Here is a 26,349-nt window from a genome sequence, read left to right as displayed (position 1 = left end):
CGCAGCGGCCCCTTCTTCATGATCGGGTTTGAGGTATGTTCACTCCTGCCAGATGGGATCCGCCGCCATGCGAGCCAGCAGAAAATCGAGGAAGCTGCGCAGTAGCGGCGACATCTGCTTGCGGGTGGCATACACCCCGTAGACCCCGAGCCGCTTGGGCTGCCAGTCGGTCAGCAGGGGCACCAGTTCCCCGCGCTCCAGATAGGGTTGGGCCGAGTAGCGGGGCTGCAGGCTGATCCCGGCACCTTCAAGCGTTGCTTCCAGCAGCAGGTTGGAGATATTGGCGCTCAGGTTACCGCTGACCGGCACTGACTCGGGACCGTCCGGTCCATTGAACTCCCACAGGCTCTTGCCGAAGTAGGTGTAGGTGAGGCAGTTGTGCAGCGCCAAATCCTGCACCTTGTGTGGCATCGGATGACGGGTCAGATAGGCCGGGCTGGCACAGACTACCGAGTGGCAGGTGCCGAGACGACGCGCCACCAGATTGGGGTCGAGGTCGTTGGTGATGCGCACCGCCAGATCGATCCGCTCCTCTATCAGATTGACGGTTCTGTCGAGCAGCAGAATGTCAATGGCCGTCCCCGGGTATTGCGCCAGATAGTCGTTGGCCGCCCCGACCAGCAGTGCTTCTGACAGGGAGTAGCTGCTGGTGATCCGCAGTTGCCCCTTGGGGGCGTCATCCCCCTTCACGGCGATTTGCTCCATCTCTTCGCCGAGCGCCAGCATGGCACGGGCCCGGTTCAGCGCCTCCTCTCCTGGCCCTGTCAGGCTCAAACGACGGGTGGTGCGGTGCAGCAGGCGGGCGCCCATCCAGCTCTCCAGCTCGGCCAGATAGCGCGACACCATGGCGCGCGACATATCCAGTTTCTCTCCGGCGCCGCTCAGGCTCCCTTGTTCGACTACGCTGACAAAGACCCGCAATGCGGTCAGTCGATCCATGTATGGCTCTCTATATGTTCGGTATGTGCAACAGTGATGCGCTTTTTATGCTGTATTTGCACCTTAAGTGATCCAATACACTGTGTCCATCAAATGAACCCCCGAATACTTAATGAGGAATAGATGATGAACAACACCCTGATCCGCAACCTGACTCTGGCTACCACCCTGCTGAGTGGCGCCGCACTGGCCGCCCCCCTGAGCGTGACCGTCTACAACCCTGGCGAGAAGGCGATCTTCCCGGTCTCCTCCTCACTGGTGACCGGTGACAAAGAAGCCATCCTGATCGATGCCCAATTCGACGTGCAAAATGGTCAGGCGCTGGTCGACATGATCAAGAAGAGCGGCAAGAAGCTGACCACTGTCTATATCAGTGCCGGTGACCCCGACTTCTACTTCGGTCTGGAGCCTGTCATGGCGGCGTTCCCGGATGTCAAAGTGCTGGCCGATCAGCATGTGGTTGACCATATCAACCAGACCAAGGATGCCAAGCTGAGCTACTGGAGCCCGATCCTCGGGAAGGGTGCACCGAAGAGCCTGACCGTGCCGCAAGTGATGACCGCCAGCCACCTGACGCTGGATGGCGAGAAGATTGAAATCAAAGAGATGAATACCCCGAATGCCTACCTCTGGGCCCCTTCCATCAAGACTGCTTTTGGTGGTGTACCGGTCTACCACGGGGTGCATGTCTGGATGGCGGACAGCCAGACCAAGGCGGCCCGCAGTAACTGGGTCAAGGCGCTGGGCAACCTGCTGGCCCTGAAACCCGAGCGCGTGGTACCGGGCCACTTCCTGGGGACTGCTCCCAAAGGCACTGCTGCTGTGACCTTTACCCGTGACTATGTAGAGCGTTTCGAACAGGAGCTGGCCAAGGCGAAAAACTCCGGTGAGCTGATTGATGCTCTGAAGAAGGCCTATCCGGCACTGCCGGTTGACGATGGTCTGGCCATCGGTGCCAAGGTCAATACCGGCGAGATGAAGTGGTAAGCCACTGAGCCTGCTTTCCCTATGTTTTTTACCGGGCCTAAGGGCCCGGTTTTTTATCCGAGATTGAAGTGAGAATGAAGATGAGCGAACAACAAACCACCCTCCATTATGTCTATGACCCGCTCTGTGGCTGGTGCTACGGTGCCGCCCCCCTGTTGCAGGCGGCAGCCACCATTGCCGGACTCAAGATCGAGCTGCATGCGGGCGGTCTCTGGCTGGGTAGTCGCCGTCAGCCGATGGGCGAGGCATTGCGTGATTATGTGCGCCCCCATGATCAGCGGATCGAAGCGCTGACCGGCCAGCATTTTGGCGAACGCTACTTTAACGAACTGCTGCTGCGGGAAGGCTGTCTGCTGGACTCCGAGCTGCCGATCCGTGCGGTTTTGGCCGTCACGGCGTTGGGGGGCGATGGGCTGGTCATGTTGCACCGGATCCAGCAATCCCACTATCGGGACGGGATCTGGATTGGTGAGCCAGCGTTTCTAGCCACGCTGGCGGCAGAGCAGGGGATTTCAGCCGAGGCATTCCAGCAAGCTTATCTGCAGGCCCCCTTGCTGCAACATCTGGCAGATAGCCAGGGCTGGATGAAACGGCTAGGCGGTCAGGGTTATCCCACCCTTGGGTTGATGCACAACGGTAAGGTGAGTGCTGTTCGAGTGGCTGACTTTTTGGGCGATCCTGCCGGGTTGCGTCAGCATCTTCTTGAGTTGATGGAATAGTTATTAGAATGTGAACGGACAAGGTCTCTTTAGAAGTGAAGTGAACGGGCCGATATTCCTGTATGCAGAAGCGATATGAAAGCCTTCGACTTTCTGCTTGCAGACTATGCTCTATGTGACCATTCCCGGCGGATTTGCGGGAGTGCAGACTCATTTCAAGGAAGCCCTCATATGTTCAAAAACATGTCTATTGGCCAGAAACTGAGCGCCGGATTTGCCATTCTGGCCTTGCTGGTTCTTGGCTTGGCCTGGTTCTCCATCAGTCAGTTAGCAAAGCTCCATAGTGATACCGAGACCATTACCGGCAATTTGTTGCCTTCTACTCGTCTGGCGAGTCAGATGCATGTCGCCGTGCTGGATGCGCGCCGTTCAGAGCTGGCCCAGGTAATTGGTGGCCTTAACAAGGATGATCAGGAGGTGAGTGAACGAGCTCTAACCTTCAACAAGGCCAAGCAGGAGTTTGAGCAGGCCGTCCAAAAATACGGTGCTTTACCTTTCACTACTGGTGAAGAGAAACAGGTTTATGAGCAGGTGGTTGCGGCGGGGGCCAAGTATTTTGCGGTGCATGACCAGTTGTTAAGTGCCTTTGCTACTGGCGATCTGGAGCGAGTCAGAAGTCTGCGCAAAAACGAAACCCGGGTCGCGCTGGAGGAGGTGGAAGCAAAATCCTTCCGCCTGCGGGAAATCAATAACGAGATTGCGGCCCAGATGACAAAAGATGTGGAGGCGCTCTACAGCAGTGCCAGAACCATGAGCGTCATTGTCAGTCTGGTGACGCTGGGTTTTGTTGTGGCAATTGCCTGGCTGCTGACCGGTCAGATCCGCAATCCGGTGATGGCGTTGCTGGAACAGACCCGGCGGGTCTCCTCTGGTGATCTCACCTCCCGCATCGATATGCAGCAGTTCAACAATGATGAACTGGGAACCCTTGCCAAAGGGTTTGGTGAAATGCAGACCAATCTGCGCACTCTGGTGAGTGAAGTGTCGGGCTCTGTGGTGCAACTGAGTTCCGCCGCGGAGGAGATCAGCTCTGTTGCCAGCCAGTCAGCCAACAACATGAATGCTCAGCAACATGAGCTGAACCAGCTGGCGACGGCGATGAACGAGATGCAGGCTACGGTGCAGGAGGTTTCGCGCAACACCAGCGATGCGGCCAGTGCCGCCACCTCGGCCAGTGAAACGGCCGAACTTGGTGCGCAAACGGTGAATGACTCCATTCAACGTATTGAACGGGTCGCCGGTGCCATCGAGAGTACCGCGGTGGTGATCCGCCAACTGGGCGATGACAGCCGCAATATCGGCATGGTGCTGGAGGTGATCCGCGGCATTGCCGAACAGACCAACCTGCTGGCATTGAACGCCGCCATTGAAGCGGCCCGTGCCGGTGAGCAGGGGCGGGGGTTTGCTGTGGTGGCGGATGAGGTGCGTACTCTGGCCAAGCGCACCCAAGACTCCACCTCCCAGATCAACACCATCATTGCCGAGTTGCAGCAGCGTGCCGAACAGGCGGGCAGTACCATGCAACAGAGTCAGGAGCTGATGAACACCACGGTTGCTACCGCGCGGGAAGCGGGCGAGTCCATCTCCCAGATCAGTGGCTCGGTCAGCAGTATCTCCCACATGAACATCCAGATTGCGACAGCCACCGAAGAGCAGGGGGCGGTGAGCGAGGAGCTCAACCGCAACGTGGTCAATATCAGCCATGCTTCCGAAGAGGTGGCCGCCGGTGCCACCCAGATGGCTCAGGCGTGCAATGAGCTGAACCATCTGGCAACCCAGTTGCAGGATATGGTGCGCCGTTTCAGGGTGTAATCCCTCGGCGAGTCAAACAGCCCGATTACCGCAAGGTGATCGGGCTTTTCTGTTTGGAGAGGTAGCCAGAGAGGTTCACCGCGAGCGGATGACTTGTCCCGCCGGACGATATTGTGCATGCTGATGGCCCATTTTCCAGGCAGGACTCTTGCTGTATGAATCTTCGCGATCTCGAATATCTGGTGGCGCTGGATGAGGAAAAACATTTTCGCAAAGCCGCTGAACGCTGCTTTGTCAGTCAACCCACCCTGAGCGGCCAGCTGCGCAAGCTGGAGGATGAACTCGGGGTCATTCTGATCGAACGTACCTCGCGCAAGGTGCTGTTTACTCCGGCTGGTGATGCCATGGCCCATCAGGCTCGTCGGGTGCTCAAGGAGGTGCGCGAGCTCAAGAGCATCGGTCAGCACTTCTCCGAGCCGATGTCAGGGGAGATCCATATCGGTTTTATTCCGACCGTGGGCCCCTACCTGTTGCCCCGCATTATCCAGACCCTGCGTGAGCGTTTTCCCCAGCTGGAGTTCTACCTCTATGAGGAGCAGACCCAAACCCTGCTCAAGCGGTTGGAAGAGGGGGAGCTGGATTGCGTCATTCTGGCCGAGATGCCGGGGATGGAGGGGTTTGGTTCAATCCAGCTCTATCATGAGCCGATGTGGTTGGTTGTGCCTTGCCATCACCCCGAAGCACAGGCAAGGCAGGTGCCCCTTGGCAATCTCAAGGGCAAGAAATTACTGATGTTGGCCGATGGTCACTGTTTGCGGGATCAGGCGATGGGATTCTGTTTCGCCGGCGGGATAGGTGAGGATCAACGCTTCAAGGGCACCAGTCTCGAGACCCTGCGCAACATGGTGGCCGCTGGTAGCGGCATGACTCTGGTGCCAAAGTTGGCCGTACCTGCCGATCATGATGAGGGAGGGGTGAGCTATCGACCTGTGGTTGACCCTGTGCCGGGGCGTACCATCTCGCTGCTCTATCGCCACTACTCGGTGCGTCGCCCCTGTTTCAACGAGCTGGCCGCCTCGATCGCTACGCTGATGAGCAAGCAGTTGGCCCAATAAAAAACCGGCAGCCAAGGCTGCCGGTTTTGCTTCTGCCGCGAGAGCAGCTTAGAAGATATCGTCGGTTGAGACAGGCCCTTCCACATCGGGGTTGTCACCGCCGTAGACCTGATTGCCATCCGAGCTCGGTGCTGCGTAGCGGGTCGGTTCGGTCCCTTCCTTGAAGTATTCGTCGGTGCCGCCACTGGTTGCCAGCAGGCCGGTTTCGCTATCAATCTTCACCGTCATGATCCCCTCGGGAACCGGCATCTTGTGCTCAGGCAGCTTTTTGAGGGCGACTTTCATGAAGTCGATCCAGATAGGCTGCGCGGCGCCACCACCAAACTCGGCACGGCCAAGACCACGCTGGTGGTTGTCAAAACCGATCCAGGAGGTAGCAACGATGTCCGGGGTGTAGCCGGAGAACCAGGCATCCCGCGATTCGTTGGTGGTACCGGTTTTACCGGAGATGTCGTGACGTTTCAGGTCGCGGGCTGCACGCCAGCCGGTACCACGCCAGCCGTTGCCACCCCAGATGGCTGTGCTCAGGGTGTCGGTGATCAGGAACGCACTCTGGGCACTGATGGTATGCGGGGCGATGGTTGGCGCGAGAGGGGTCTGCGTGCCATCTTGTGCGGCGCCATCAACAGTTGGCTCTGGCAGTGTGCTCTGCTCGGGTGCGGCCTGCTGTTCGCAGGTGGTGCAAGCAATAGCAGGATTGGCCTGATAGAGGGTGTTCTCCAGACTGTCGGTCACTTTGTCGATGAAGTATGGGGTCACCAGGAAGCCACCGTTGGCGAGAACCGAGTAACCACGCACTACCTCGAGGGGGGTGAATTCGGCAGCGCCCAGCGCCAGCGACTCATGGGGAGAGATGAAGTCGCGAGGGAAACCAAAGCGGGTCAGACCGTCGATATAGGTATCCAGACCGATGGCGCGCATCAGTCGAACCGACATCACGTTTTTGGACTTGGCCAGTCCCAGACGCAGCGGAGTGGGACCATCATAAACGGCCGGGGAGTTCTTGGGCTGCCACATGGGCCCTTTTGACGGATCCCACTGGTTGATCGGCGCATCGTTGATGAGCGACGCCAGGGTATAACCGTGCTCTAGCGCGGTCGCATAGAGGAAAGGCTTGATATTGGAACCGATCTGGCGACGCGCCTGATCGACCCGGTTGAATTTGGAGAGTTCGAAGCTGAAGCCACCGACCAGTGCTTCCAGCGCCCCATTTTTCGGGTTCATGGCAACCAGCGCGGCGTTCACATCCGGGATTTGGGCCAGCAGCAACTCTTCGCCCTCTTCCCGCACCCAGATCTGGGCGCCGACTTTCAGCACATCGCGCGCCGATTTCGGGGCATAGCTCTGACGGTCGTCGGTAATAAAGGAGCGGGCCCATTTAATGCCGTTCCAGCCGAGCTCTGCTTCCTTGCCATTCTTCAGTACCAGTGTGGCGCTGCGATCACCAAGCTTGGTCACGACCGCCGCCATCAGCGGATCATAAGTGGGCTGTTTGCCAAGGTGAGCGACGATCTGCTCGTAATCCCAGGCTGTCTCGCCAGCCTTCCATAACTGAGCCGTCGGGCCGCGATAGCCGTGGCGCATGTCATAGGCAAAAACGCCATCCAGCAGTGCCTGTCTTGCCGCCCGCTGACGTTCGGCAGAGACGGTCGTGTAGACGTGCAGGCCCATGGTGTAGGCATCTTCACCGAACTGCTCGACCATCTTCTGGCGCACCATTTCCCCCAGATAGGGGGCGTGCAGGGTCACTTCGGCGCCGTGAAAACGGGCCTTGATCGGCATCTTGGACGCTTCGTCAAACTGAGCCTGGGTGATCTTGCCAGTTTCCAGCATCCGGCCCAGCACCACGTTGCGGCGAGCAAAGGCCCGCTCGGGGGAGCGGATGGGGTTGAGCATGGACGGGGCTTTTGGCAGACCGGCAATGATGGCGATCTCGTCCAGTCCCAGATCCTTGACCTCTTTACCAAAGTAAACCTGTGCCGCAGCACCGATCCCGAAGGAGCGATAACCGAGGGGGATCTTGTTGAGGTAGAGTTCGAGGATCTCATCTTTTGAGAGATTCTGCTCGATCCGCCAGGCCAGGAAGACCTCCTTGATCTTGCGGATGATGGTCTTCTCATTGCTCAGGAAGAAGTTGCGGGCAACCTGCTGGGTGATGGTACTGGCACCCTGACGGGCATGGCCGGAGACAGCCCAGACGGATGCAGCTCGAATGATACCAATCGGGTCAATGCCCGGGTGCTCATAGAAACGTGCATCTTCGGTCGCCAGTACGGCATCGATCATGGGTTGCGGAATTTCGTCCAGACGCAGCGGAATGCGACGAATTTCGCCATATTGGGCGATCAACTCCCCATCCCGACTGTAAACCCGCATCGGGGTTGCCAGCTTGACGTCACGCAGTGCGGTGACATCGGGCAGTTGGGGTTTGATATAGAAGTAGATACCGATGAGGCTGGCAACACCCAGCACTGCACCCAGCATCATGACAATAAACAGGCGAACGAGCCATTTCAGCATGGAAGAACTACCAATCGTCTTAAAATTAGCCAACGGGCGCAGAGTATAGCCCTTTTGCCATCGGGAATTCGAGGTTTTCCTGTGGCGAGCCACCCACCTCAAAAGGATGCGAGAGGTTAGCACTACGGGGAGCAATAACCAAGGAGGGCCACTTGCCATGAAGAAAGCGAGATGGGTCACTTTTCGGCATAAACTTTATGACATTGATAGTTAGAGCATTTAGGATGAGTGAAGCACTCCTCTGATCGGGTGTCCTACACTCTGTTCAGGAATAAAACCAAATAACGCATGGATGTGTATATGTTTGGGCTTTTTAACAAGGGATCCCTCCTCCCTCTGGTGGGCATTGATTTTGGCAGCCAGACTATCAAGGCCGTTACCCTCAGTGGCCGACCCGGCAAGCTTCATCTCGAATCTGTCGCCGATATTGCCACCCCGAAAGGGACGCTGGTTGACTATCAATTGCAGGATATCGAGCGCGTCAGCCAATCTCTCAAGACCCTCAAGCGTCTTATTCCAACTCACAGCGACTATGCCGCCACTGCGGTGACCGGCTCCAACGTGATAACCAAGGTGATCCAGATTGATGCCCGCCTCAGCGACAAGGAGCTGGAGAGTCAGGTGCAGCTGGAGGCCGAGCAGATCATTCCCTTCCCCCTCGATGAAGTGAGTCTCGATTTTGAGGTGCTGAGCACCAACAACAGTGAAGATCGTCAAGATGTGCTGCTGAGCGCAGCCCGCACCGAGAGTGTCAACGGTCGGGTCAGCGCCCTTGCCGAAGCCGGTATTGCCGTCAAAGTGGTGGATGTGGGCGCCCATGCGCTGGGCCGTGCCGTGGTGGCCTGTCTGCCCGAATTGCAGGAGAGTGAACGGCCGATCGGGGTGATAGATATCGGTGCCAGTGCCATGACCTTTGCAGCGCTGGTCAAGGGGGAGGTGATCTACTCCCGCTTGCAAAACTTCGGTGGCGATCAGTACAGCCAGGCGCTCTCCTCCTTTTATGGCATGACGCTGGATGAGGCTGAGCAGGCTAAAACCAAAGGTACCTTGCCTGTTGACCATGAGCTGGATGTGCTGATGCCCCACATCAACTCGCTGTTGCAGCAAGTGCGGCGCAATATCCAGCTGTTTTGCAGTTCATCCGGTTATCGCGACATCGCAAAACTGGTGCTGACGGGGGGAGGCAGTCTGCTACCCGGTTTGTTGGTGCAGGTAAAAGAAGAGGTCAATTGCGAGGTGTTGCACCCGGATCTGTTCGCCCTGTTTGGCAAGCCGAAAGGGGAGGCCGAGCTGGTACATGGTGCTAAATATATGACGGCATTCGGGTTGGCTCTGAGGAGTTTCACACCATGTCAAATATAAACCTTCTCCCCTGGCGTGAAGCCCGAGCCCAGCGCCAAAAGAAACAGTTCGGGGCCTTGCTGGGGATTTTTGTGCTGGCCACGGTCGCGCTGGGATTTTTTGCCAACTGGCTGGTTGATCGCCAGATCGTCGCCCAGCAGCAGCGCAACCAGAGGCTGGTTCAGGAGATGACTATTCTGGATGCCCAGCTGGGGGAGATCCGTCTGCTCAAAGAGCGTCGCAAGGAGCTGATCGATCGGATGCAGCTGATCGAGCAGTTGCAGATGCGCCGCAATGTGCCCGTCCGCCTCTTTAATCAACTGCCTTCACTGGTGCCCAACGGGGTTTACCTGAACACCCTTTCGATGCAAAACAATATTATTGATGTTAATGGCAAGACCGAAGCATATGGTCGGGTGGCCAGCATGATGCGGCGGATTGATGGTTCCGGTTGGTTGGGTCAGGCAAAGATAAGCACTATTTTTGCGGCTGATGTTGCGCCAGTGTCATTGAGCCAGTTTTCCATGATGTTCCTGATCGCCAACAATGCTGCGGCTGCAGGGAATGTGGCCAAGGAGCAACAATGAACCTTCAGCAACTCAACGAGTTGGATATCAATGACATAGCAAGCTGGCCAAAATGGGCAAAAGGGGTCTTCATCTTTTTCTGCTGCGTGTTGATCGGCGGCGCCATCTACTACTACGTGATTGCCAACTCACTGACCAGTTTGACTCAGGAAGCGGGGAAAGAGACCGAACTGAAAGCCCAGTTTGAAAGCAAGGCGATGCTGGCTGCCAACCTGGGGGCATACAAGGCGCAAATGGTTCAGCTTGAGCAACTGGTCGATACCCAGCTCAAGCAGTTGCCCAATACCCATGAGGTCGCCGGTCTGTTGGACGATATCAGCTTTATTGCTACCGACAATGGCTTGAAATTGAACCGGATCAACTGGGAGCCAGAGGTAAAGCACGAGTTTTCAACCGAGCTACCAATGCGTATCGAGGTAGTGGGCACTTACCATGAAATTGGCAAGTTCACCGCTGACATGGCCGCCTTGCCCCGTATCGTCATTCTTGACTCCTTCACTCTGGGTCAGAGCAAGGATGAAGGGGAGCTGATTTCGATGTCGATGCTGGCTAAGACCTACAAGTACAACGGTAAAACAGTGGAGCCGAAACAATGAGACGCATCTGCTGGTTGTTGCCTGCTCTCTTGCTGGCGGCCTGTGGTGGCCAGGAGGATATGGATAGCTATGTCGCCCAGACCAAAGCAAGGCCACCCATACCTATCGAGCCCTTGCCCGAGCTGAAGCCTTTTGCCCCTATGCACTACCAGCAACGCGAGTTGCGCAGCCCCTTCATGGTTCCCCAGCCTGAGGCGACGGTCGGAAGTACAAGTACTGCCAAGGCCCAGCCTGATTGTGCACAGACCCTGATGGAGCGTGAGAAAGAGGTGCTGGAAAATTATTCGCTGGCCAGTCTGTCGATGCATGGCTCTTTGGGTAAGGCGGGTCAGTTGTGGGCCTTGATCAGCACCCCGGATGGCAAATCGATGCGGGTCGGGCTCAACCAGTATATGGGGCTTGATCAGGGCCGGGTCATCAAGATCACTGACACTGCCGTGGATTTGCTGGAAACCATTCCGGACGGGAAGGGGTGCTGGGTAACAAGAGAAACCCAGTTGGCAATGGCCAATGTGCAAGAAAAACAATAATCAGGGACGAACAGCAATGAGAACAACAATAGAGAGTGTATCCAAAGTGGCTTTGCTGTTTTGCGCCAGCGCCCTCAGTCAGGCGTGGGCAGTGGCAACCCTGCAGGAGATCAAGGTCAATCCGCTGCTTGCCGATCAATTGCTGGTGGAGCTCAGTTTCAGTGAGCCGGTCACGGGCTTTACCGATCGTCTCTCTTACCAACCCAATCAGCTGTTGTTGCATGTTCCCGGTGCGGTAGGGGCGCTGAAAGTGAACCCGCTGCCGATCCAGCGCCTAGGGGTAGATAATATCAAGGTTGAGGGTAAGGGCGCAGGTCTGGATATCAAGATCGCACTCGATCAGCTTGCTCCCTATCAGGTGCAGCAACAGGGGAACAAATTACTGGTGTCATTGGGCGAGGGGGCCTCTTCCGGGCTCATCAATGGTGAGAGCGCGCTGATTGCACCCGCAACCTCGGCTACTCCTGTGCCAGCGCCCTCTGCGATGGTGGCCACACCCTCTCCTTCGGCACTGCTCAACCCTCAGGTCGTCGCCCGGTCGATGCCTGTTGCGCCCGTGACTACGCCGGTAGCCACACAGCCTGCCAGCAAGCCGGTACTTAACAACTATCAGAACAGTGGGGGCGGCGCCTATTTCAACTCGGTTACCGGTGTGGATTTTCGTCGTGGCAAAGATGGCCAGGGGGAGTTTCTGGTCACGCTGGATAACAGCTCGGCCGCCGTCGATGTGAGCAGCCGCGGCCAGACCGTACTGGCCAAGTTTCATGGTACTCGGGTGCCGGATGGTTTGCTTAATCTGATCAATGTGCAGGATTTTGCAACGCCGGTCTCTCAGGTTGAAGTCTCCCGGCAGGGCAGCGATACCCTGTTTGAATTGTCGATCAATGGTCAGTTTGATTACCGTTACGATCAGGCAGACAAGCTCTTCATTATCGAGGTGAAAAAGCGGACGACGGCCACGGCATCCAAGCAGTATCAGGGAAAGCCCATCTCATTGAACTTTCAGGATATTCCAGTCCGTACCGTATTGCAGCTTATTGCCGATTTCAACAACCTTAACTTGGTAACCACAGATTCGGTATCAGGCAATATTACCCTGCGTCTGGATGGGGTGCCGTGGGAGCAGGCGCTCGACATTATTTTGAAGGTGCGGGGTCTGGATAAGCGGTTGGATAACAACATCTTGCTGGTAGCGCCTGCAGAAGAGATCGCAACACGCGAGAAGCAACAGCTGGAGAGCCGAAATCAGGTTGCCGATTTGGCTCCGCTCTATACCGAATATCTGCAGATAAACTATGCCAAGGCCTCGGAAGTGGCTGCCCTGCTCTCTTCCGAAAGTACCAAGTTGCTGTCACCCCGTGGTGCGGTGAGCGTGGATGAGCGAACCAACGTGTTGGTGGTCAAGGATACCGCCGATGTCATCAGCAGTATCAAGCGGATGCTCGATATTCTCGATATTCCGGTCAAGCAGGTGGTTATCGAGGCGCGGATGGTGACCATTGACGACGGCTTTGATGAAGCGCTCGGGGTGCGGTGGGGGGTGACCAAAAACGATGGTCATGGCAACAGTACGTCCGGTTCCATAGCGGGGAATGATGGCTCTGGTAACAACAATGGTGGCTCGGCAATTACCAGACCGACAAAAGACGAACGGTTGAACGTCAACCTGCCGGTGACCAATGCGGCCGGTACTTTGGCCTTCCAGGTTGCCCGTTTGGCTGATGGCACCTTGTTGGATCTAGAGTTGTCGGCGCTGGAAAAAGAGAGCAAGGCCGAGATTATCGCCAGTCCGCGGGTGACCACGGCGAACCAGAAACCGGCGCTGATCGAGCAGGGTACCGAGATCCCCTATGTGGAGTCCTCTTCCAGTGGCGCTACCTCGGTTACCTTCAAGAAGGCGGTATTGAGCCTGAAGGTTACCCCGCAGATCACCCCTGACAATCGGGTGATTCTCGACCTGACCGTAACCCAGGATACCAAGGGTGAAACGGTACCGACCGGTACCGGTGATGCGGTTTCCATCAACGCCCAGTCCATCACCACTCAGGTGCTGGTGAACAATGGCGAGACGCTGGTGCTGGGCGGCATCTATCAGCAGACCATCAAGAGCGATGTGACCAAGGTGCCGCTGCTGGGTGATATTCCCGGATTGGGGGCCTTGTTCCGCAAGACCACCAGCGAGAACAAAAAGCGGGAGTTGCTGATTTTCGTGACGCCCAAGATAGTTACCGACGCCTTCTGAATGCTTTACATGTGAGGGTAAAACACATATAACCTTACGCCCCAATAAGGCTGGGGCGTAAGGGCTGCGGTTGCCAGTCCCGATATCTATTGAGATAATCCCCCTCCTGATCCATCGCAAGATAAGGTTCATAGGTACCCCGATCCAGTATTCATCGGGGTCGTACAGTTTGTAATTACTAACGAAAAGACATGGCTGAGAAACGCAATATTTTCCTGATAGGTCCCATGGGTGCGGGCAAGAGCACCATAGGTAGACATCTGGCAGAACAACTGCATATGGAGTTTTTCGACTCAGATCATGAGATTGAGCGCCGCAGTGGTGCTGATATCGGCTGGGTGTTCGATGTTGAAGGCGAAGAAGGTTTCCGGATTCGCGAAGAGAAGGTGATCGGCGAATTGTCAGAGCAGCAGGGTATCGTGCTGGCGACGGGTGGCGGTGCCATCAAGAGTCGCGAAACCCGCAACAAGTTGTCTGCTCGTGGCATCGTGGTCTACCTCGAAACCACTATCGAAAAGCAGCTGGCGCGCACACAGCGAGACAAACGCCGCCCTCTGCTACAGACCGAAGAACCGGCACGCGAAGTGCTGGAACGTCTGGCACAAGAGCGCAATGCCCTGTATGAAGAGGTTGCCGACTTTGTTGTGCACACCGATGACCAGAGCGCAAAAATCGTTGCCAATCAAATTGTAAAGCTGATCGGTATGTAATCTAGAGGACGTCCATGGAACGGTTGAAGGTCGAACTGGGTGAACGCAGCTATCCCATCGAGATAGCTGCCGGGTTGTTGCAGCGCCCCGAGGCGCTGGTATCGACCATCAAGGGCAAGCGGGTGATGATAGTGACCAACACGGTCGTTGCTCCGCTTTATCTTGCACGGGTAACCGCTCTGCTGTCGGGTTTTCAGGTTGAACACCTGATCCTGCCTGACGGTGAGGCGTACAAGAGCCTGGCGACCTTTGAGCAGATCATGTCTGCTCTGCTTGAAACCAACCATGGGCGCGATACGACACTGATCGCTCTGGGGGGCGGCGTGATCGGGGATCTGGTGGGCTTTGCGGCAGCAAGCTATCAACGTGGCATTCCTTTTATCCAGATCCCGACCACTCTGCTCTCCCAGGTTGACTCCTCTGTCGGCGGTAAAACCGCTGTCAACCACCCCCTCGGCAAGAACATGATTGGGGCTTTTTATCAGCCCAAACAAGTTGTTATCGATACCGAATGTCTGAGTACCTTGCCAGCCCGCGAATTTGCCGCAGGGATGGCCGAGGTGATCAAGTACGGCATCATTTGGGATGCTGATTTCTTCAGCTGGCTGGAGCAGAACATGGTGCGTCTGCAACAGCTGGAACCTGCCGCGCTGGCCTACGCCATCAAACGCTGCTGCGAGATCAAAGCCGATGTGGTCGGTCAGGATGAGACCGAGCACGGCGTCCGTGCGCTGCTCAATCTGGGTCACACCTTTGGTCATGCCATCGAGGCCGAGCAGGGGTATGGCAACTGGCTGCACGGTGAAGCAGTATCCGCCGGCACCATGCTGGCAGCCTGGACTGCGCAGGCCCGTGGCGATATGAGCGAAGCGGACGTTGCGCGTGTGCGCGCTCTGCTGCTGGCCGCCAATCTGCCCATTCATGCGCCTGCCGAGATGGATTTCGCCGCCTTTATTCGCCATATGCGCCGTGACAAGAAGGTGCTTGAAGGCAAGCTGCGTCTGGTATTGCCGGTTGGCATCGGCCATGCGCAGGTGGTGGGGGATGTGTCCGATGTCGAGTTGCTGGCGGTGATCGAGTCTGGTCGTGACGAATAAACTGCTAAAACTTCCTTCCCAGCGGCAGCTGGTTGACCGGCTGCTGCATCTGATTGAATTCAATCACCCTTTCATTTTTCTCTCCGGTAAACCCGGTTGTGGTCGCGGTACCCTGTGCGAATCCCTGCTCGGCGTGTTGCCGGAAAAAGTGCGGGTGGTAAGCCTGATTGGTACACCTGCCATGAAGATGGTGGATGTACGCCAGTTGTTGCTACCACAGGTGGTGGCGCGCCCGCTGTTCAATCCACAGGATGCGCTGGCGGAGAGCTTCTTTCGCATGCTGGAGGGGAGCAAGCCTGCCACCCTGTTGCTGCTGATAGAGCGGGCCGACCAGTTGCCGGTCGAACTGCTGGGAGAGTTGTGGGCGATCATCCGTCATAACGATACTCTGGCGGCGCCCCATCAGCTGGCCATTATCGTCTCGGGCAGTGACGTCTGGTGTCGTACCCAACGACCGCAGCTCAAAGAGCGTGCCATGCCAGCACTTGAGCTGGAAGTGCCGCCACTGAGCCCGCCCGAGCAGCGCATCTTCTTGTATGAGAAAGCCAAAGAGCTCAAGATCCCGGCGACCCTCTTGCCCAAGCCGCAAGTGGAGGAGATCCTGAAAACGGCGAACGGACATCCGTCCACCATCATGCAGTTACTGGAGGATATCATGACCGACAGAAGGCCCAAGAAGCGTCAGGCGGAGTTGCCTGTCAAGAAGATTGCCACTGCTATCGCGCTGGTCGCTGGCGGCCTGCTGGCGCTGAGCTACCTGCTGCCTGCGCTGTTTGACAATGAAAGCAAACCGGCACTGCAGGATCCGGCGCAAAACACGGCATTGCCGATCCCGGTAGCGGGAGGCGATCCCCTCACCGCTGGCGGTTCGAACACCGATGCCGCTGCACAAGGCACGCAAAACAGCGATGCAGCCAGCAATCCCAACGGAGTGGTGAAAGATTGGCAGCCGGAGGCGAAAGTGCTGCCCAAATCGGTGGAGAGCGAAACCGTGACCACCGAATCAACCAATTACGAAGGGCGTCGGGTGGTGATCTCTGACGAGGTCGTGCAAAAGCTGATGACCGAACCCAAGGTGAGCGGTGCATTGCCGACCGATGTGGTGGACGAGCTGACCGGCAAGAACCCGAGTGGCACAGCCCCCAGTGGTGCAGTCGCAACCACGGCGCCAGCCAGTACCGCCAAGGCACTGAATCCGGCGACAACCACAACGCCTGCGGCCACCACCAAAACCGCCAGCAACGAGCCGGTTGCCGCGCCTGCACCCAAGGTGGCCCTGACACCGGTCGCCACCTTGAACAAGAAGCCGCGTAACCACTACAGCGTTCAGCTGATGGGGGCGAGCAACACCAAGGCGGTGGATCAATTTGTTGCCGAGCATGGTCTGGCGGGCAAGGTATGGGTCTATCAGACCAAATTCCGTGGTAGCCCCTGGTATGTGGTGCTGCAAGGGGATTATGCCGGTCTGACCCAGGCCAAGAGTGCCATTCGCAAGCTTCCGCCAGCCTTGCTGAAAGGCCAGCCCTGGCCCAAGTCGTTTGCACAGGTACAAAAAGAGCTGAAGCAATAGCCTTGATACCGGATAAGGGGGTAGAATCGTCCCCCTTTTTGGGTCTTGCCTTCTTACACACCGGATTTCCATGAAAAAAACACGCGCTTTTTTAAAATGGGCCGGGGGAAAATACTCCCTGGTTGAAGAGATTGCCGAGCGCCTGCCGGCCGGGCGTGTGTTGCTGGAGCCCTTCGTCGGGGCCGGGTCAGTGTTTCTCAACACCGACTACGACGCGTATGTGCTCAACGACATCAATCCGGATCTGATCTGCCTGTACAACCACCTCAAGCTGACGCCGGACAGTTTCATTGCCGAGGCGCGCAAGCTGTTTGTGGCAGAGCACAACCACAAGGCGGCCTATTACCGGCTGCGTACCCAGTTCAATCAGACCGAGACCACCTTCGAGCGGGCACTCTTGTTCCTGTTCCTCAACCGTCACGGTTTCAACGGACTGTGCCGCTACAACAAGAAGGGCGGCTTCAACGTGCCGTTCGGTTCCTACAAGAAACCCTATTTCCCGGAAAAAGAGCTGTGGGCCTTTGCCGAAAAGGCGCAGAAGGCGACCTTTATCTGCGAGAGCTACGCCGATGCCATCAAGCGTGCCGAAGAGGATTGGGTTATCTATTGTGATCCACCCTACGCGCCGCTCTCCACTACGGCGAGCTTCACCACCTATGCCTCCGGTGGGTTTACCCTGGATGATCAGGCGATCCTGGCGCGATTGGCCCGCCACACCGCCGCTCACAAAGGGGTGCCGGTACTGATCAGCAACCACGATATCGAGCTGACTCGTGAGCTTTATCGCGGTGCTCGCCTCGACGAGATCCTGGTCAAGCGTACCATCAGTCGCAACGGCGGCACCCGTAACAAGGTTGCCGAATTGTTGGCGCTCTATCCGCCCGGAATCGAACCGGAGCAGGGCTACTATCCCAGCGACAGTGAACTGCTGCCACTGACGTAACAGACCATGCGCCGTTTTTTATGGGCGAGTCCGCGCCCGTGCCGATGTCCTATAACCCGGGTTGCTGGGGGAGGGGAGGTGATTGCCCCATTTACCCCGCATTCGAGTCGTTTTCGCCCGCCTTTTACGTTAAAATTGCGCCGCTTTTTCTCCCTGGCTGCCAATGGATGATGCTGATGAAAGACTTTCTGATTGCCCCCTCGATCCTCTCTGCCGATTTTGCCCGTCTGGGTGACGATGTAGCCAAGGTACTGGCTGCCGGTGCCGACGTGGTTCACTTCGACGTGATGGACAACCACTATGTCCCCAACCTGACCATTGGCCCCATGGTCTGTCAGGCGCTGCGTGACTACGGTATCGAGGCCCCCATCGACGTGCACCTGATGGTCAAGCCGGTGGATCGCATCATTCCTGATTTTGCCAAGGCGGGTGCTTCCCTCATCACCTTCCATCCGGAAGCATCCGATCACGTTGATCGCTCTTTGGGCCTCATCAAGGAGATGGGCTGCCAGGCCGGTCTGGTGCTGAATCCTGCTACCTCGCTCTCCTGCCTCGAGTATGTGATGGACAAGCTGGACGTGATCCTGCTGATGTCGGTCAATCCGGGCTTCGGTGGTCAGAGCTTCATCCCCGGTACCCTCGACAAGCTGCGTCAGGTGCGTCGTCTGATCGACGAGAGCGGCCGCGATATCCGTCTCGAGATCGATGGCGGGGTGAAGGTCGACAACATTCGCGAGATCGCCGAAGCGGGTGCCGACATGTTTGTCGCCGGCTCTGCCATTTTCAGCCAGCCTGACTACAAGGCGGTGATCGACAAGATGCGTGCGGAGCTGGCTCATGTCACACGCTGAGCGCGCATTTGATTTGGTGCTGTTCGATCTGGACGGCACCCTCATTGACAGCGCCGCCCAGCTGGCGCTGGCAGTCAATCTGACTCTGGCAGACCTCGGTCTGGCACAGGCTGATGAAGTTGTGATCCGTACCTGGGTCGGCAACGGCGCCGACAAGCTGATCCAGCGGGCGCTCGCCTATCGCGAGGCCGATCCCGAGCTGTTTGCCAAGGCCCGCCCGATCTTTTTCCAGCACTACAACGCTTGCCTGCTGCAAGGGCTGGCGATGTATGACGGGGTGGCGCAGAGTCTGCGTCGCTTGCAAAGCCTGGGCTACAAGCAAGCGATCGTCACCAACAAGCCGAGCGATTTCGTGGCCCCCATCCTCGATGCCCTCGGCATCAGCGATTGTTTCGAACTCTGGCTTGGCGGCAACTGCGTGCCGGTCAAGAAGCCGAGCCCGGAGCCCTTGCTGCACGCTTGCCTGGAGTTGGGGGTGAGCCCGGCTCGCACCCTGATGGTGGGTGACTCAGAAAATGATGTGCTGGCGGCCAAGGCGGCTGGCATGAAGGTGGTGGGTCTTACATACGGCTACAACTATGGCCGTCCCATCGCCGACTCCCATCCAGACTGGGTATTCGAGCAGTTTGCCCAGCTCGATGCACTTTTGGTCTAATAGCGCAGCTGGGCTGGCTGAATAACAAGGATTAACACTCTCATGACTAAACCAATCGTATTGAGCGGAGCGCAACCCTCCGGTCAACTGACCATCGGCAACTACATGGGGGCCCTGCGTCAGTGGGTCAACATGCAGGATGAGTTCGACTGCCTCTACTGCATCGTCGACCTGCACGCCATCACCACTCGTCAGGACCCGGCAGCCCTGCGCAAGGCTTGTCTGGACGCGGCAGCCCTCTATCTGGCGGTCGGTATCGATCCCAAGAAGAGCACCGTCTTCATCCAGTCTCACGTGCCGCAGCACGCCGAGCTGGGCTGGATCCTCAACTGCTATACCCAGATGGGTGAGTTGTCGCGCATGACCCAGTTCAAGGACAAGTCCGCCCGTTTCGAGAACAACGTCAACGTCGGCCTGTTCGGTTATCCGGTGCTGATGGCCGCTGATATTCTGCTCTATCAGGCCAATCAGGTGCCGGTCGGCAACGACCAGAAGCAGCATCTCGAGCTGACCCGCGACATCTGCACCCGTTTCAACAACCTCTATGGTGAGGTATTCACCATGCCGGAGCCCTTCATTCCGACCGAAGGGGCGCGGGTGATGAGTCTGCAGGATCCGACCAAGAAGATGTCCAAGTCGGATGACAACGAAGCCAACTTCATCGGCCTGCTGGAAGATCCCAAGCAGATCGTCAAGAAGATCAAGCGTGCGGTGACCGACTCCGACGAGCCGGCGGTGGTGCGTTTCGACCCGGAAAACAAACCGGGTGTCTCCAACCTGCTGACCCTGATGTCCGGTGTGACCGGCCGCTCCATCCCCGAGCTGGAGCAGCACTTCGAAGGCAAGATGTACGGTCACCTCAAGACCGAAACCGCCGAAGCCGTGGTTGCGCTGCTGGAACCGATCCAGGCCCGTTTCCACGAGTTGCGTCAGGATGAGGCCCATCTGATCGCGATTCTGGCAGAAGGCGCACAAAAGGCGCGCGAAAGAGCTGAAAAAACCCTGACCAGCGTATATGATGTAGTCGGCTTCGTTCCTCGAGCCTGACATACTGGGAAGGTGTAGTAGAAGAGAGCTGGGTATTTGCCTGGCTTTCTTTATTTTCTGCCCGGCTATTTTGTTTAATTTCTTTATTTCAACCTGGGTAATATCCCCAAGAGAAAGCATGCCTGTTCAACCAACTATTTCTGCTGAAGAGCTGAGTGACAAAGGTCACTGGCTACGTAAATTTCGCAAGGCGAAAAACCTCAATACCCTGCAGTTGATGGTCTCCAATGCCATCGACAAGCACCATAAAACCCCTGCCGTTGCTGCCGCCATCTATCTGGCCGAGTGTCAGCGTGAACGGGAAATGGAACAGGGTCGTTATCTCGATCGTTAATTCTCCGCTGTTGGTTATCTCATGCTGTTGTTGATCGATAACTACGACTCTTTTACCTGGAACCTGGTGCAATATTTCGGCGCCCTGGGACAAGAGGTTGTGGTCAAGCGCAATGATGAACTGACGCTTGATGCCATAGCGCAGCTCTCCCCCCGTTTTCTGGTGATCTCTCCCGGTCCCTGTACGCCCAATGAGGCGGGGATCTCTCTCGACGCTATCAGCCACTTCGCTGGCAAGCTGCCCATTCTCGGTGTCTGTCTCGGTCATCAGTCGCTGGCGCAGGCCTTCGGTGCCCGCGTAGTGCGTGCCCGTCAGGTAATGCACGGCAAAACCTCGCTCATCCACCATCGCCATGAGGGGGTGTTCAAGGGGCTCAACAACCCGCTGAGGGTGACTCGTTACCACTCCTTGGTGGTGGAGCGCGACACGCTGCCCGACTGCTTCGAGATCACCGCTTGGAGCGAGCATGCCGATGGCTCGTTTGACGAGATCATGGGACTGCGCCACAAGACGCTCCCTGTCGAGGGTGTTCAGTTCCATCCGGAGAGCATTTTGAGCGAGCAGGGCCATCAGTTGCTGGCCAACTTTCTGGCGCGTTCATAAAAAGTTGTGATCGCCTTCTCAAGTTCGAGAGAAGGCAAAAAAAATTTCCCTGACACTTTATTCACCCCCTCTCCTGCCCAAATTATCTCTTGCCAAGCCCCCATGAGTCGTTATGCAATGCGGTTGCCTAAAATCTCAAGAGCAATCGAACATTGTTCCTTATAGGCCGTCTTGTTACAGACTTTTTACTTTATTTCTGTGATAATTCCGTCACGTTTACACGGATTTAACTTTTGGGCGGTGGATTATTCTGTCGCCAAATCGAAGGAGAGCTATATGTCAGAGTTGTTGGCAGTGACACGTGAAGTGTTTGATGAAGTGATGGTTCCCAACTATGCGCCCGCCAAGATCATCCCGGTGCGTGGTGAAGGGTCACGTGTCTGGGATCAGGAAGGGCGCGAGTATGTCGACTTCGCCGGTGGCATCGCCGTCAACGGTTTGGGTCACTGTCATCCCAAGCTGGTCGAGGCCCTGAAAACCCAGGGCGAGAAGCTGTGGCACCTCTCCAACGTCATGACCAACGAGCCGGCCCTGCGTCTGGCCAAGAAGCTGGTTGCCGCCACCTTCGCCGACAAGGTCTACTTCTGCAACTCCGGCGCCGAAGCGAACGAAGCCGCTCTCAAGCTGGCTCGCCGCTACGCCATCGAGAAGTTTGGCGAGCAGAAGACCCAGATCATCGCCTTCAATCAGGGCTTCCACGGTCGTACCTTCTTTACCGTCAGCGTCGGTGGCCAGGCAGCCTACTCCGATGGCTTCGGTCCCAAGCCCGGTGACATTACCCACGTACCCTACAACGATCTGGCGGCGCTGGCCGAGGTGATCTCCGACAACACCTGCGCCGTGGTGATGGAGCCGCTGCAAGGGGAGGGTGGCATCATTCGTCCTACCGACGAGTTTGCCAAAGGGGTGCGCGAGCTGTGCGACAAACACAATGCCCTGCTGGTGTATGACGAAGTGCAGTCAGGGGTCGGCCGGACCGGTGATCTCTATGCCTATATGGGTCTGGGCGTCACGCCGGACATCCTCACCAGCGCCAAGGCGCTGGGTGGCGGTTTCCCCATCGGCGCCATGCTGACCACCGACGAAATCGCCTCTTACCTGAAAGTGGGCACTCACGGCTCCACTTACGGCGGCAACCCGCTGGCCTGTGCGGTGGCGGAAGCGGTGATCGATGTGATCAACACTCCGGAGGTGCTGGCGGGCATCAAGCAACGCGAGCAGCTGTTCCGCGAGGGGCTTGAGGCAATCAACGCCAAATACCACTGCTTTAGCGAGATCCGCGGCAAGGGTCTGCTGCTGGGCGCTGCCCTGAGCGATGCCTACAAGGGGCGCTCCCGCGACTTCCTGCTGGCCTCCATCGATCAGGGGCTGATGGTACTGGTGGCTGGTACCAACGTGGTTCGTTTTGCCCCTTCACTGGTGATCCCGGAAGCGGACATCAAGGAAGGGTTGGCCCGCTTCGAGAAGGCGGTTGCCCAGGTGGTTAACGCCTGATTCCAAATTGAGGTGGGGAGCTCTCCCGGCAGGAGCCGGGACCCCACCTGTCGTCAATGAAAGGGAGTTGTCATTTATGTTGGTTATCCGTCCCATCGAGCAAAAAGATTTTGCCGGGCTCAAGACCTGCGCCATCGAGTCCGGCACCGGCATGACCTCGTTGCCCGTCAACGATGAGCTGCTGCAGCGCAAGATTGACGCCTCTACCCAGACTTTTTCCGACAAGCCCGCCGGTAAGGGGGACTGCCTCTACTTCTTCGTGGCCGAGGATCTGGAGACCGGCGAGATGGTCGGCACCTGTGCCATCGATGCTGCGGTTGGCCTCTCCCAGCCGTTTTACAACTACCACATCGGCAAGGTGGTGCACTCTTCTCCCAAGCTTGGCATCTACAACGTCGTTGAAACCCTGACCCTCTCTAACGACTACACCGGCAACTCCGAGCTCTGCACCCTGTTCTTGCGCGAATGTGCCCGCGAGGGGCTCAACGGCCGCCTGCTCTCCAAGCACCGCTTTCTGTTTATGGCCGAGCACCCCGAGCTGTTTGACGAGACCGTCTTCGCCGAGATGCGCGGCGTCTCCGATGCCAACGGTCACAGCCCCTTCTACGAGTGGCTGCAAACCCATTTCTTCTCGATGGATTTTCCCACCGTCGACTATCTGACCGGCATCGGCAAGAAGCGCTTTATCGCCGAATTGATGCCCAAGTACCCCATCTACGTCAATTTGCTGAGCAAAGAGGCGCGGGCCGTTATCGGCCAGACCCACGAGAAGACCCGCCCGGCCATCAAGATGCTGCAGGACGAGGGCTTCGTGAACCGTGGTTACGTCGATATTTTCGATGCGGGCCCCACCGTCGAGTGCGACGTGAAGAATATTCAGCGTGCGCCGCAGCAAGAAGCTGCGGGTGCTGGTGGGCGAGCCCATTGGTGGCAAGACCCACCTTATCTGCAACAGCCGTTTCGAACATTACCGCGCCTGCTACGGCAATATCCGGGTCGATCTCGACAAGCACGAAGCCATCATCCCGCCCAAGATGGCGGCGGCACTCACGGTGCAGGATGGCGACATGGTGCGGGTGGTCGACCTCGACTGAGGCAAACAGGACAAGCAAACCGATTATCAGACAGGCAGCCGAGGCTGCCTGCCAGCGACAGGGAGTGAATGGATGAGCCAGTTAGTGCAATTTATCGACGGTCAGTGGCTTGCCGGTGAAGGCAAGCCGTTCGAGTCAACCGATCCGGCCAAGAACGAGGTGATCTGGCAGGGGGCTGCCGCCAGTGCGGCGCAGGTGGATGCCGCCGTCAAGGCCGCCCGTGCCGCCTTCTACCACTGGGCGGACATGAGCCTTGAGGATCGTCTGGCCATAGTGCGTCGTTATGCCGACCTGCTTGGCGAGCAGAAAGAGGCGCTGGCCCTGACCATCGCCCGCGAAACCGGCAAACCGCTGTGGGAGACCCGCACCGAAGTGGCCGCCATGCAGGGCAAGATTGCCATCTCCATCCGTGCGCACGACGAGCGTACCGGCACCGTTGAAAATGCCATGCCGGGCGCCAAGGCGTTTGTCCGTCACAAGCCCCACGGTGTGGTGGCGGTGTTCGGCCCCTACAACTTCCCGGGTCATCTGCCCAACGGCCATATAGTCCCGGCGCTGATTGCGGGTAACGCCGTGGTGTTCAAACCCTCCGAGCTGACCCCCATGGTGGCCGAGGCCATGGTCAAGGTGTGGCAGCAGGCCGGATTGCCCAAGGGGGTGCTCAATCTGGTGCAAGGGGAGGTCGAGACTGGCAAGGCGCTGGCTGGCAACCCGGATATCGACGGCCTCTTCTTTACCGGCTCGTCTCGCACTGGTCATTTCCTCCATCAGCAGTTTGCCGGCCAGCCGGGCAAAATTTTGGCCCTCGAGATGGGCGGCAACAACCCGCTGATCGTGAAAGATGTGAGCGACATCGACGGCGCCGTCTATGCCATCGTCCAGTCGGCGTTCATCACTTCCGGTCAGCGCTGCACCTGTTCCCGCCGTCTGTTTGTCGAGCGCGGCGAGCGGGGCGATGCGCTGGTCAAGCGACTGGTTGAGGTGGTCGGCCAGATCAAGGTTGGCCTCTATGACGCCGCCGAGCAGCCTTTCATGGGTTCGATGATAAGCGAGAAGGCGGCCCTCGGCATGGTCGAGGCGCAAGCCAACCTGCAGCGCCTCGGTGGCGAGAGCCTGCTTACCCTCAAGCACCTGGAAGCGGGCACAGGCTTTGTCTCCCCGGGTATTATCGACGTGACCCTAGTTGCCGCACTGCCGGACGAAGAGTACTTCGGCCCGCTGCTGCAACTCATTCGCTATGACGATTTCGATGCCGCCATCGATCAGGGCAATGCTACCCGTTATGGTCTCTCGGCTGGTCTGCTGGGGGACAAGGAGGCGGACTGGCACCACTTCTTCAAGCGGATCCGCGCCGGTATCGTCAACTGGAACAAGCCCATCACCGGTGCCTCCAGTGCCGCGCCGTTTGGTGGTATCGGCGCTTCCGGCAACCACAGGGCGAGCGCCTACTACGCTGCTGACTACTGTGCGTATCCGGTTGCCTCCGTGGAAGACAGCAAGGCGGCTATGCCTGAGCAGCTCTCGCCGGGCCTCTTCTTCTAAACAGACAACTACAAGGGGCACCCATCGGGGCCCCGTTTCGTACCCGCAATCAAAGGAAAGAGAGATGCAAAAGGATATCGACACCCTGTTCAGCCATCTGTGGGACAACTACATCAAGGTGACCCCGAGCGCCCTCAAGGTGCACACCCTGCTGGGTGGCGGCGAGCCCATCGTCAACGATCACGTGGCGTTTCGTACCTACAACCTGCCCAAGCTGGGGCTGGAGAAGCTGGCGGCCCACTTTCTGGCGCTCGGTTACGAGCAGAAGGGCGAGTACGTTTTCAAGGCCAAGAAGCTCTACGCCAAGCACTTCGAGCATCAGGATCCGGACGCTCCCAAGGTGTTTATCAGTGAGCTGAAGGTGGAAGAGCTCTCTCCGGCTGCCCAGGCCATCATCCACAAGCTGGCGGATCAGGTGCCCGATCATCTGACCGATACCCCGGCATTTCTCTACACCGGCGCCCCCTGGCAGGTCTCCTATGCCGATTATCAGACTCTGCTGGCGGAGAGCGAGTACGCGGCATGGATGGCAGCATGGGGCTATCGTGCCAACCACTTCACGGTCAATATCAACAAGTTGAAGGATTTCGACACCATCCATCAGGTCAATGCTGCGCTCAAGGCGGCGGGTTTTGTGCTCAACAGTGTGGGTGGCGAGGTGAAAGGGGACCCGCAGGTGATGCTGGAGCAATCCTCCACCATGGCGGACAAAGCAGAGGTGCCGTTCAGCGATGGGGTGCGTACTATCCCGAGCTGCTTCTACGAGTTTGCCCTGCGCTATCCGCAGGCTGATGGTGCGCTCTATCCGGGCTTTGTCGAGGCCTCGGCGGACAAGATCTTCGAATCGACGAATGCCATGTAACGGGAGCCACCCTGTTTCAGTCGCAACGCCTCCTTTGTGGAGGCGTTTTGTTTGGCGCAGACTGACGGTATCGGGTGTTGTCTGACGCCGTGTGAAGAGGAGATTTGGACGGCGCCCAACCGGTAAAGGTTTGTTGATAAAAATGTGAAATAGATCACTTGATACGTCACAGATTGACGCTGGCGGCGGAGCAAAAAGGAGTAGAATGGCGCTTTATTT

Annotated in this window: 23 protein-coding genes and 1 pseudogene; 22 read left to right on the top strand and 2 right to left on the bottom strand. The window is 57.5% G+C overall.

Annotated features, from left to right (window positions below):
• Nucleotides 1-39 precede the first annotated feature (39 nt).
• Nucleotides 40-939, bottom strand: coding sequence for a LysR family transcriptional regulator (locus ACTG2J_RS15875; protein WP_439989385.1), 900 nt, complete (start codon nucleotides 937-939; stop codon nucleotides 40-42).
• A gap of 126 nt (nucleotides 940-1,065) precedes the next feature.
• Here ACTG2J_RS15875 and ACTG2J_RS15870 point away from each other — a divergent pair, with 126 nt between their 5' ends.
• From ACTG2J_RS15870 to oxyR, 4 genes are all read left to right on the top strand, one after another.
• Nucleotides 1,066-1,926: a Vmh family MBL fold metallo-hydrolase gene (locus ACTG2J_RS15870; RefSeq protein WP_439997921.1), complete on the top strand. Its 861-nt coding sequence runs from the start codon at nucleotides 1,066-1,068 to the stop codon at nucleotides 1,924-1,926.
• Nucleotides 1,927-2,000: 74 nt separating this feature from the next.
• Nucleotides 2,001-2,645 (top strand): DsbA family protein, encoded by a 645-nt coding sequence (locus ACTG2J_RS15865; protein ID WP_439997659.1) that lies wholly within the window; start codon nucleotides 2,001-2,003, stop codon nucleotides 2,643-2,645.
• A gap of 171 nt (nucleotides 2,646-2,816) precedes the next feature.
• Entirely contained in the window at nucleotides 2,817-4,457 is a 1,641-nt protein-coding gene (locus ACTG2J_RS15860; protein WP_302245410.1) for a methyl-accepting chemotaxis protein, read from the top strand.
• Between the two features lie 155 nt (nucleotides 4,458-4,612).
• Nucleotides 4,613-5,512 (top strand): DNA-binding transcriptional regulator OxyR, encoded by a 900-nt coding sequence (gene oxyR / locus ACTG2J_RS15855; protein WP_439997658.1) that lies wholly within the window; start codon nucleotides 4,613-4,615, stop codon nucleotides 5,510-5,512.
• Between the two features lie 48 nt (nucleotides 5,513-5,560).
• Here the strand turns inward: oxyR and ACTG2J_RS15850 are convergent, their stop codons facing one another.
• Nucleotides 5,561-8,032, bottom strand: a complete 2,472-nt coding sequence (locus ACTG2J_RS15850; protein ID WP_042054572.1) for a penicillin-binding protein 1A — start codon at nucleotides 8,030-8,032, stop codon at nucleotides 5,561-5,563.
• Nucleotides 8,033-8,332: 300 nt separating this feature from the next.
• On the opposite strand from ACTG2J_RS15850, the gene tapM reads away from it, so the two are divergent.
• The 18 genes and pseudogenes from tapM (at nucleotide 8,333) to ACTG2J_RS15760 (ending at nucleotide 26,130) form a co-directional block, all read left to right on the top strand.
• Nucleotides 8,333-9,394 carry a PilM family type IVa pilus assembly protein TapM gene (tapM, locus tag ACTG2J_RS15845; protein ID WP_040066887.1) on the top strand — a complete coding sequence of 354 codons (1,062 nt, stop codon included), beginning with the start codon at nucleotides 8,333-8,335 and terminating at the stop codon, nucleotides 9,392-9,394.
• Nucleotides 9,382-9,960, top strand: a complete 579-nt coding sequence (tapN, locus tag ACTG2J_RS15840; protein WP_005353997.1) for a PilN family type IV pilus biogenesis protein TapN — start codon at nucleotides 9,382-9,384, stop codon at nucleotides 9,958-9,960. The genes tapM and tapN overlap by 13 nt, the downstream gene beginning before the upstream one ends.
• Nucleotides 9,957-10,556 carry a PilO family type IV pilus biogenesis protein TapO gene (tapO, locus tag ACTG2J_RS15835; protein ID WP_113739707.1) on the top strand — a complete coding sequence of 200 codons (600 nt, stop codon included), beginning with the start codon at nucleotides 9,957-9,959 and terminating at the stop codon, nucleotides 10,554-10,556. Before tapN ends, tapO begins: the two co-directional genes overlap by 4 nt.
• The gene (locus ACTG2J_RS15830) at nucleotides 10,553-11,086 is read left to right on the top strand and encodes a pilus assembly protein PilP (protein ID WP_005353995.1); all 534 of its coding nucleotides are present in this window, start codon (nucleotides 10,553-10,555) and stop codon (nucleotides 11,084-11,086) included. The genes tapO and ACTG2J_RS15830 overlap by 4 nt, the downstream gene beginning before the upstream one ends.
• A 16-nt stretch (nucleotides 11,087-11,102) precedes the next feature.
• Entirely contained in the window at nucleotides 11,103-13,328 is a 2,226-nt protein-coding gene (gene pilQ / locus ACTG2J_RS15825) for a type IV pilus secretin PilQ (protein WP_439989389.1), read from the top strand.
• Between the two features lie 191 nt (nucleotides 13,329-13,519).
• Nucleotides 13,520-14,038 (top strand): shikimate kinase AroK, encoded by a 519-nt coding sequence (gene aroK, locus ACTG2J_RS15820; RefSeq protein WP_005335014.1) that lies wholly within the window; start codon nucleotides 13,520-13,522, stop codon nucleotides 14,036-14,038.
• 14 nt (nucleotides 14,039-14,052) lie between these two features.
• The gene (gene aroB / locus ACTG2J_RS15815; RefSeq protein WP_113739709.1) at nucleotides 14,053-15,135 is read left to right on the top strand and encodes a 3-dehydroquinate synthase; all 1,083 of its coding nucleotides are present in this window, start codon (nucleotides 14,053-14,055) and stop codon (nucleotides 15,133-15,135) included.
• Nucleotides 15,125-16,705, top strand: a complete 1,581-nt coding sequence (locus ACTG2J_RS15810) for an SPOR domain-containing protein (protein WP_113739710.1) — start codon at nucleotides 15,125-15,127, stop codon at nucleotides 16,703-16,705. The genes aroB and ACTG2J_RS15810 overlap by 11 nt, the downstream gene beginning before the upstream one ends.
• Nucleotides 16,706-16,775: 70 nt before the next feature.
• Complete coding sequence (locus tag ACTG2J_RS15805) at nucleotides 16,776-17,648, top strand: Dam family site-specific DNA-(adenine-N6)-methyltransferase (RefSeq protein ID WP_005335008.1); 873 nt, start codon at nucleotides 16,776-16,778, stop codon at nucleotides 17,646-17,648.
• 176 nt (nucleotides 17,649-17,824) lie between these two features.
• Nucleotides 17,825-18,499 carry a ribulose-phosphate 3-epimerase gene (gene rpe, locus ACTG2J_RS15800; RefSeq protein ID WP_005335006.1) on the top strand — a complete coding sequence of 225 codons (675 nt, stop codon included), beginning with the start codon at nucleotides 17,825-17,827 and terminating at the stop codon, nucleotides 18,497-18,499.
• Nucleotides 18,486-19,154, top strand: coding sequence for a phosphoglycolate phosphatase (locus ACTG2J_RS15795; protein WP_113739711.1), 669 nt, complete (start codon nucleotides 18,486-18,488; stop codon nucleotides 19,152-19,154). The genes rpe and ACTG2J_RS15795 overlap by 14 nt, the downstream gene beginning before the upstream one ends.
• Nucleotides 19,155-19,196: 42 nt before the next feature.
• Entirely contained in the window at nucleotides 19,197-20,201 is a 1,005-nt protein-coding gene (gene trpS / locus ACTG2J_RS15790; protein ID WP_005362251.1) for a tryptophan--tRNA ligase, read from the top strand.
• Between the two features lie 118 nt (nucleotides 20,202-20,319).
• Nucleotides 20,320-20,535: a hypothetical protein gene (locus ACTG2J_RS15785; protein ID WP_005334997.1), complete on the top strand. Its 216-nt coding sequence runs from the start codon at nucleotides 20,320-20,322 to the stop codon at nucleotides 20,533-20,535.
• 21 nt (nucleotides 20,536-20,556) lie between these two features.
• Nucleotides 20,557-21,138, top strand: coding sequence for an aminodeoxychorismate synthase component II (locus ACTG2J_RS15780; RefSeq protein ID WP_113739713.1), 582 nt, complete (start codon nucleotides 20,557-20,559; stop codon nucleotides 21,136-21,138).
• A gap of 276 nt (nucleotides 21,139-21,414) precedes the next feature.
• Nucleotides 21,415-22,632, top strand: a complete 1,218-nt coding sequence (locus ACTG2J_RS15775) for an aspartate aminotransferase family protein (RefSeq protein ID WP_439997657.1) — start codon at nucleotides 21,415-21,417, stop codon at nucleotides 22,630-22,632.
• A gap of 76 nt (nucleotides 22,633-22,708) precedes the next feature.
• Nucleotides 22,709-23,726: pseudogene (gene astA / locus ACTG2J_RS15770) on the top strand (arginine N-succinyltransferase).
• A gap of 72 nt (nucleotides 23,727-23,798) precedes the next feature.
• The gene (gene astD / locus ACTG2J_RS15765) at nucleotides 23,799-25,268 is read left to right on the top strand and encodes a succinylglutamate-semialdehyde dehydrogenase (RefSeq protein WP_439997656.1); all 1,470 of its coding nucleotides are present in this window, start codon (nucleotides 23,799-23,801) and stop codon (nucleotides 25,266-25,268) included.
• Between the two features lie 64 nt (nucleotides 25,269-25,332).
• Complete coding sequence (locus ACTG2J_RS15760) at nucleotides 25,333-26,130, top strand: DUF1338 domain-containing protein (protein ID WP_270905264.1); 798 nt, start codon at nucleotides 25,333-25,335, stop codon at nucleotides 26,128-26,130.
• Nucleotides 26,131-26,349: the final 219 nt, after the last annotated feature.

The organism is Aeromonas sp. 6P, assembly GCF_051919525.1.
Taxonomy (GTDB): Bacteria; Pseudomonadota; Gammaproteobacteria; order Enterobacterales; family Aeromonadaceae; genus Aeromonas; species Aeromonas veronii.
The sequence above is the reverse complement of the archived record's forward strand: the minus strand, read 5'-3'. Positions and strand labels throughout refer to the sequence as shown.